Source organism: Ramlibacter sp., from assembly GCF_041916345.1.
Classification (GTDB): Bacteria; Pseudomonadota; Gammaproteobacteria; order Burkholderiales; family Burkholderiaceae_C; genus Ramlibacter.
In genome coordinates this window covers 1-7,093 of the sequence record NZ_JAYRZR010000135.1, presented here as the reverse complement: position 1 = coordinate 7,093, position 7,093 = coordinate 1, and the positions used below count along the sequence as shown (strand labels likewise).

General features: G+C 71.5%; 7 protein-coding genes. 2 read left to right on the top strand and 5 right to left on the bottom strand.

What is annotated here, in order from left to right; genetic code table 11:
- Both ACE3T5_RS20400 and bktB read right to left on the bottom strand, forming a co-directional pair.
- A complete protein-coding gene (locus ACE3T5_RS20400; protein WP_374669944.1) occupies nucleotides 1-945 on the bottom strand; it encodes an ABC transporter ATP-binding protein in 945 nt (314 codons plus the stop codon).
- 27 nt (nucleotides 946-972) lie between these two features.
- On the bottom strand, nucleotides 973-2,157 hold the full coding sequence (gene bktB, locus ACE3T5_RS20395) for a beta-ketothiolase BktB (RefSeq protein WP_374669943.1): 1,185 nt from the start codon (nucleotides 2,155-2,157) through the stop codon (nucleotides 973-975).
- A gap of 128 nt (nucleotides 2,158-2,285) precedes the next feature.
- Here bktB and ACE3T5_RS20390 point away from each other — a divergent pair, with 128 nt between their 5' ends.
- Nucleotides 2,286-3,248: a tripartite tricarboxylate transporter substrate binding protein gene (locus ACE3T5_RS20390; RefSeq protein ID WP_374669942.1), complete on the top strand. Its 963-nt coding sequence runs from the start codon at nucleotides 2,286-2,288 to the stop codon at nucleotides 3,246-3,248.
- A gap of 45 nt (nucleotides 3,249-3,293) precedes the next feature.
- On the opposite strand, the gene ACE3T5_RS20385 is transcribed toward ACE3T5_RS20390, so the two are convergent.
- From ACE3T5_RS20385 to ACE3T5_RS20375, 3 genes are all read right to left on the bottom strand, one after another.
- Nucleotides 3,294-4,055 carry an SDR family NAD(P)-dependent oxidoreductase gene (locus ACE3T5_RS20385; protein ID WP_374669941.1) on the bottom strand — a complete coding sequence of 254 codons (762 nt, stop codon included), beginning with the start codon at nucleotides 4,053-4,055 and terminating at the stop codon, nucleotides 3,294-3,296.
- A gap of 9 nt (nucleotides 4,056-4,064) precedes the next feature.
- Complete coding sequence (locus ACE3T5_RS20380; protein ID WP_374669940.1) at nucleotides 4,065-4,682, bottom strand: intradiol ring-cleavage dioxygenase; 618 nt, start codon at nucleotides 4,680-4,682, stop codon at nucleotides 4,065-4,067.
- Between the two features lie 168 nt (nucleotides 4,683-4,850).
- The gene (locus tag ACE3T5_RS20375; RefSeq protein WP_374669939.1) at nucleotides 4,851-5,498 is read right to left on the bottom strand and encodes an RluA family pseudouridine synthase; all 648 of its coding nucleotides are present in this window, start codon (nucleotides 5,496-5,498) and stop codon (nucleotides 4,851-4,853) included.
- Between the two features lie 586 nt (nucleotides 5,499-6,084).
- On the opposite strand from ACE3T5_RS20375, the gene ltrA reads away from it, so the two are divergent.
- On the top strand, nucleotides 6,085-7,093 hold a 1,009-nt coding region (gene ltrA / locus ACE3T5_RS20370), incomplete at its 3' end, for a group II intron reverse transcriptase/maturase (RefSeq protein WP_374669938.1).

Genomic DNA, 7,093 nt, shown 5'->3' with positions numbered 1-7,093 from the left:
TCATGGCCGGTCCTCCCCTCGGGCCTGCGTGCTGCGCAGGTAGCTGTCGGCCAGGCTCTCGCGGTGGACGGTGAACTCGCACACGGGCGCGCCGGCGGCCACCAGGGCCTGCAGCAGCCGCGCGGCCCCTTCGTGCCGGCCCGGCATGTCCACCCACAGCGCGTCGTGGCCGGGCGCGGGCGCGGCGGGCGGCTCGCGCAGGCCGGCGCCCTGGTCGCGCCAGAAGCCGGGCGGCGCCTGCCACGGGTGGGCCAGGGCGATGCGCAGGCGCTGCACGCCCGCCGTCACGGGCGCTTGCAGGTCCGTGAGCGCGGCGACGCGGCCATCCCGCACCGCCAGCATGTGGGTGGAATACTCCTCCAGCTCGGCGAGGATGTGCGAGGAGACGAGCAGCGTGGTGCCTTCCCCCCGCAGCAGGCGGAACAGCGCGGAGAGCGAGGCGCGGGCCTCCGGATCCAGGCCGGCCGCGGGCTCGTCCAGCAGCAGCACGGCGGGGTTGTGCACGAGGGCCTGTCCGATTGCGAGGCGCTGGCGCAAGCCGCGCGAGAGCTGCGCGGCGGTCTGGTTCAGGCGGTCGGCCAGGCCCAGCAGATCTGCGGCTCGCTGCACCGCGGCGGCCTGCGCTTCGGCCGGCACGCCACGCACGCTGGCGGCATGCAGCAGGCCCTGGCGCACCGTCAGCTCTTCATACAGGCCGAAGAAGTCGCTCAGGTAGCCCAGGCGGCGATGCGCCTCGCGCGGGTGCGCCAGCACGTCCACGCCATCCACGCGCACCGCGCCGCTGACCGGCTCGTCCAGGCCGGCGATCACCCGCAGCAGCGTGCTCTTGCCGGCCCCATTGGGGCCGATCACCGCCAGCACCGCACCGGCGGGCACCGTGAGGCTCACGCCGTGCAGCGCCCGCTTGCCCGGGTAGTCGAAAACGAGGTCCTCGACTTCGACCATGCGGTGCTGCCGGTGGCCCAGGCCCGATCAGGTGCGTTCGAAGATCGCCGCGATGCCCTGGCCGCCACCGATGCACATGGTGACCAGCGCGTAGCGGCCGCCCGTGCGCTGCAGCTCGTGCAGGGCCTTCACCGTGATCAGCGCGCCGGTCGCGCCGATGGGGTGGCCCAGCGAGATGCCGGAACCGTTGGGGTTGACCTTGGCCGGGTCCAGGCCCAGGTCCTTCGTCACCGCGCAGGCCTGCGCGGCGAAGGCCTCGTTGGCCTCGATCACGTCCATGTCCGAAGCCTTCAGGCCGGCCTTCTCCAGCGCCTTCTTCGAGGCCGGCACCGGGCCGATGCCCATGTACTTCGGGTCCACGCCGGCATGGGCATAGCCCACCAGGCGCGCCAGCGGCTTCAGGCCGCGGGCCTCGGCCACGCTGCGCTCCATCAGCACCACGGCGGCCGCGGCGTCGTTGATGCCGGAGGCATTGCCGGCCGTCACCGTGCCGTTCTCCTTGATGAACACGGGCTTGAGCTTGGCCATGTCTTCCATCGTGGCACCGGGGCGGAAGTGCTCGTCGGTGTCGAAGACCACGTCACCCTTGCGGCCCTTGCTGACCACGGGGACGATCTGGTCCTTGAAGTAGCCGGCCTGCGTGGCGCGCTCGGCGCGGTTGTGGCTTTCCACCGCCAGGCGGTCCTGGTCTTCGCGGGTGATGCCCCACTTGGCGGCGATGTTCTCGGCCGTCACGCCCATGTGGATGGTGTGGAAAGGGTCGTGCAGCGCGCCGACCATCATGTCCACCAGCTTCGCGTCACCCATGCGGGCGCCCCAGCGGGCCGTCATGTCGGCATAGGGCACGCGGCTCATCACCTCGGCGCCGCCGCCGATGGCGATGTCGGCATCGCCCAGCACGATGGTCTGCGCGGCCGACACGATGGCCTGCAGGCCCGAGCCGCACAGGCGGTTGACGTTGAAGGCCGGCGTGCCCTCGGCGCAGCCGCCTTCGATGGCCGCCACGCGCGAGAGGTACATGTCGCGCGGCTCGGTGTTGACGACGTGGCCGAAGACCACATGGCCGACGTCGGTGCCGGCCACCTGGGCACGGGCGAGCGATTCACGCACGACGAGCGCGCCGAGCCGGGTGGGCGGGGCCTCTTTCAGGCTGCCGCCAAAGGTGCCGATGGCGGTACGGACAGCGCTGACGACGACGACTTCACGGGTCATGGGGGGTCTCCAGAGGGAATGAGGGGCAGGTTGCAGCGTTCACTCTAGCGCTGGCGCGGGTACGCAATTTCGCCTAAGGTGCGGCACGGAGCGCATCATCGCGCAAGCCGGCGCATCCGAACAGCCTCATGCACCATCCTGCCATTCGCCTCCTGGTCGTCGTGCTGCTGCTCGCGGGCATGCGCCCCGCCTTCGCATCGGACTGGCAGCCGCGGCGGCCGGTCACGATCGTGGTCCCGTACGCGGCCGGCGGCGGCAACGACACGCTGGCGCGGGCGGTCGGGCGGCAACTGGCGCGCCAGTGGGCCGAGCCCGTGGTGGTGGAGAACCTGCCAGGGGCCGACGGCTTCATCGGCACGCGCCGCGTGATGGAGGCCGAGGCGGACGGCCATACGCTGCTGCTGCAGATCCCCTCGCTGCTGCTGATGCGGCATCTGCCGGCACTGAAAGGGGTGGACCCGCTGGCGCGGCTGCTGCCGGTGGTCGCCGTCGCATCGGCACCGGCGGCCCTGGTGACGGGCGGGGCGCAGCCATTCCGCTCGCTGGAGGATCTGGTGCGGCATTGCCGCTCTGCAAGCCCACCTTGCACGGCCGCCGCGGTGGAGAACAGTGGTCGCCTGCGCATGCGCCAGTTCGCGCTGGATCAGGGGCTGGCCGACTTCCCGGTGGCGAGTTACCGCGGGTCGAGCCAGGTCGTGCCCGATCTGGCCTCCGGGCAGGTGGTGCTGGCCTCGCTGGCGCTCAACACCATGCTGCCCTTGCATCGCAGCGGGCAGCTGCGCATCCTGGCTACCAGCGGCGCGCGCCGGGCGGCGGTGCTGCCGGACGTGCCCACCTCGGAGGAGGCCGGCTGGGCCGGCTCGCAATCCGTCGTGTGGTTCGGCCTGTTCGTGCCCCGCGACACGCCGCCGGCCGTGGTGGAGGCGCTGGCCGCGGCCATCCGCAAGGCCGGCCGCTCCGACGAGGTGCAGGCCGTCATCGCCACCGCCGGGGCCGAGGCGGACACCGGCACGCCGGCCGAGTTCGCCGAGCAGATCCGTCGCGATGCCGCGCGGCTGGCGGAACAGGTCAGGCGGTTCCCGCTGGAGTGAGGCGGTTGGGCGGGCCCGCCCTGGCGGCCTCTGCGCAGGCCGGGCTCACGCGTCGCGCACGTCGGCCACGGGGTTGGCGCCGAAGTCCGGCCGGTCCAGCCATGCCAGCACCCGCGCGGCCGCGGCCTCGGGCGAGGTGAGCTGGCCCTTGTCCTTCATGCCTTGGAAGTTGCCGATGTCGGGGAACAGGGCCGGGTCGGCGCCGCGCAGCTGCATCTGCATGTCGGTGTCGATCACGCCGGGCGCGAGCGAGCACACGCGGGCCCCGTTCGGCCGGCCGGCCTCTTCCAGCGCCACGCAGCGGGTGAAGTGGTCCATGCCCGCCTTGGCGGCGCAGTAGGCGGCCTGCGAGGCCATGGCGCGGCGACCCAGGCCGGAGGAGATGTTGAGCACCCGCCGCGGCATGGTCCACGCGGATGTGGCTGCGAGGAAGGCCGAGGTCAGCAGCATCGGCGCTTCCAGGCCCACGCGCAGTGCGCGGGCCAGGTCGCCGGCATCGATCTCGCCCAGCGGTGCGATGCGCGGGATCACGCCAGCGTTGTTGATCAGGGTGAGGCTCGTCACGCCGGCGGGGCCGCGTTGTGCCAGCCAGGCTTGCAGCCGGCTGGCCGCCGCGGACGGGTCCGCCAGGTCCACCGCCCATTGCTCGCAGGGGATGCCAGCGGCCGCGGCGGCTTGCGCCAGGGCGGGGGACGTCTGCCGCGAGAGCGTGACGAGTTCGTGTCCGGCCGCGACGAGCTGCTGCGCCATCGCGAGGCCCATGCCGCGCGAGGCGCCGGTGAGAAGGGTGAGGGGGCGTTGGGTCATGGGGCGATGCTACGCCTGCACGACGATCGGGAAGTTCGCCTGCACGCCATCGGCGCCGGGCCGGAACGGCACCGTCAGCAGCGCGCGGTCTTCCCCCAGGCGGCGCCACAGGAAATCCCGCTCGTTGTGCGGGTCGCCTTCCACGTAGAGCTGGGTCGTGAGCAATTCATGCCGGCCCAGCTTCACCTTCACATGGATGTGCGGCGTGCGGCTGCTGTAGGCCACCGGCCGGATGGTGCGGAAGCGCCAGCGGCCGTCGGCGCCCACGGTGACGCGGCCGAAACCCTGGAAGGCGGGGTCCGCGCGGCCGCCGTCACCGGGATGGTGGTAGCGGCCGTCGTGGTCGCACTGCCAGATCTCCACCTGGGCGCCCGCGACCGGCTGGCCCTGCAGATCCTGCACCGTGCCCTGCACCCAGGCCGGCTGGCCCTTGCCGTAGGCGGCGGTGCCGTTGCGCAGCAGGTCCGCATCGGAATCGTCGGGCAGCCTGACCGGGTAGAACGGCCCCTCGGTCTGCGACGGCGTGAGCTTGAGCGGCTTTGCCGGCTGGGCGCGCGCGCCCGTCCAGGCCCAGGGCAGGGCGATGAGGGCGGCGGTGGCGGTGCGGCGTGAAACGATGGGGGGCATGGCGGTCTCCGGCGGTGGGAGGTGAGAGCCCGGCACGGGAGGCGGAGTTCCGCACCCCCGTCATGCCCGCGCAGGCAAAGCCTCGTCATTCCCGCGCAGGCGGGAATTCAGAAGGTCTTCGCTAGCCGCCACCTCCTGGGTCCCCGCCTGCGCGGGGACGACGGGGCATCAGAACGGTGGGGCGCTCTCGAACGCCACCTCATCGCCCATCGCCGGATGCACGAACGCCAGCCGCGCCGCATGCAGCAGCAAGCGCGGTGACCGGTCACGCAGTTCAGAAGGCGCATAGAGCGCATCCCCCAGGATCGGATGTCCCAGCGCCTGCAGATGCACGCGGATCTGGTGCGAGCGGCCGGTCACGGGCGCCACCTCCAGCCGTGTCGTGCCGGCCGTCTCATCGTGCCCCAGCACACGCCAGCGCGTCAGGCTGGGCCGGCCGTGCTCGGCGTCGATCTTCTGCATCGGCCGGCGCGGCCAGTCGGCGGCCAGGGGCAGATCGATCTCGGCCCACTCGCCCGGCGGCGGTGCCAGGTGGCCCGCCACCACGGCGACGTAGCGCTTGTCGACTGCCCGGGCCTCGAACAGGGCGCTCAGGCGACGCTGCATGGCATCGCCACGCGCCATGAGGAACAGGCCGGAGGTGGCCATGTCCAGCCGGTGCACCACCCGCGCGTCGGGCCACAGCTGTTGCGCCCGGGCGGACAGGCAATCCTGCTTGTCCGGCCCGCGGCCGGGCACCGCCAGCAGGCCGGCGGGCTTTTCGAGCACCAGCAGGTGCTCGTCGAGATAGACCAGCCCTTCGGATAATGGCTGCATGGTGCGTCACGAAGCAAAAGCGCGACTGAACCCGCAGGGGCGAGGTGGTGCTGCTGCATGCTGCGCATGTCCAGCGGGTGAGAGTCCCGTCCCGGTAGGCGTCGGAGCGCCGGGTAGCAGGCCCCAGGCTGGGGAGGGAGACCTCCCGGCCCGAGCGGGGCGTCAAGAGCCCGCCACGCGGCGACAGCCGTGCAACGGGGAGCAAGCACGCGGGCCGCAACATGAAGTGAAGCCTGCAGCCTCGACAGATTTACAACCCGCAGGCCGAGCCGCTCATGTCACGGCGAAGGCAACATCATCCCCGGGAGATCCGAAGCACGGGGATGGCTGCGGCGGGGTATGGGGCGCAGCACGCGTGCAAGGACAGGTGCGGAACGTGAGAGGCCCGTCTGCGCAGCCCTTGTCGGGGCAAGCGCGCTCGTATAAGCCCAAGGCGAAGTCGAGCCGCGCGCAGCGGGAGTCCGAGGGGATCGTAGTACCGAAGGACGAGGAGCGATCCGCGTCCACGAAGGCCGTGCGGCAAAACGCGGCTGGAGGCAAGGGTCCCTGCGGTGGTCATGCTGAGATAGCGGGTAAGCGCGAGGGAATGCCCGGCCAGACCGGCGCTAACGACCCCGGTGCAGGCGACTGCGCCGACAAAGTGCGACAACTGCAAAGGCAGCTCTGGGCCGCAGCCAAGCGGGCACCGGGAAGGCGCTTCCACGCGTTGTACGGCCAGATATGCAGGAGTGACGTCCTGCACGAGGCGTGGAGGCGAGTGCGCCGCAACAAGGGCGCAGCGGGGGTTGATCGGGTGACGATCAGCCAGATCGAGCAGTACGGCGTCCGACGCTTCCTGGGGGAGGTGGGCGAGGTGCTGCGGGCAGGCGAGTACGGCGCGCAGGTCGTGCGGCGCGCCTACATTCCGAAGGCAGACGGGGGCAAGCGGCCCCTGGGCATACCGACGGTGCAAGACCGGGTGGTGCAGATGGCGGCCAAGCTGGTGCTGGAGCCGATCTTCGAGGCGGACTTCATGCCGGCCTCGTACGGGTTTCGGCCCCGGCGCGGTGCACAGCAGGCGTTGGAGCGCATCAGGCAACTGAGCCGCGAAGGCGCCGAGCATGTGCTGGACGCTGACATCGAGAACTACTTCGGCAGCATCGAGCACGGCAAGTTGCTGACGCTGGTGCGCCAGCGGGTGAGCGACCGGCGCATCCTCAAGCTGCTTGGACAATGGCTGCAGGCGGGGGTGATGGAAGACGGCGTGGTGAGCCACCCGGTGGCGGGAACGCCGCAGGGTGGGGTGATCTCGCCGCTGCTGTCGAACATCTACCTGCACGTGCTGGACCGGGTGTGGGCCAGACATGGCGCGCACCTGGGGGAACTGGTGCGGTACGCGGACGACTTCGTGGTGATGTGCCGCACAGCGCAGGGCTGCGAGGAAAGCCAGGGCCGCATCGAGCATGTGCTGGCCAAGCTGGGGCTGAGGCTGCACCCACAGAAGACGCGGCGCGTGGTGCTGACGGACGGCCAGGAGGGGTTTGACTTCCTGGGCTGTCACCTGCGCGAGCGCATGAGTGGTCGACTGTGGCAGCAAAAGGGCCTCAGGCGCTACT

Excerpts from the sequence above, each read along its gene's own strand:
- ACE3T5_RS20375 (WP_374669939.1), bottom strand. The coding sequence starts at position 5,498 with ATGCAGCCATTATCCGAAGGGCTGGTCTATCTCGACGAGCACCTGCTG.
- ACE3T5_RS20385 (WP_374669941.1), bottom strand. The coding sequence starts at position 4,055 with ATGACCCAACGCCCCCTCACCCTTCTCACCGGCGCCTCGCGCGGCATG.
- ACE3T5_RS20380 (WP_374669940.1), bottom strand. The coding sequence starts at position 4,682 with ATGCCCCCCATCGTTTCACGCCGCACCGCCACCGCCGCCCTCATCGCC.
- bktB (WP_374669943.1), bottom strand. The coding sequence starts at position 2,157 with ATGACCCGTGAAGTCGTCGTCGTCAGCGCTGTCCGTACCGCCATCGGC.
- ACE3T5_RS20390 (WP_374669942.1), top strand. The coding sequence starts at position 2,286 with ATGCACCATCCTGCCATTCGCCTCCTGGTCGTCGTGCTGCTGCTCGCG.
- ACE3T5_RS20400 (WP_374669944.1), bottom strand. The coding sequence starts at position 945 with ATGGTCGAAGTCGAGGACCTCGTTTTCGACTACCCGGGCAAGCGGGCG.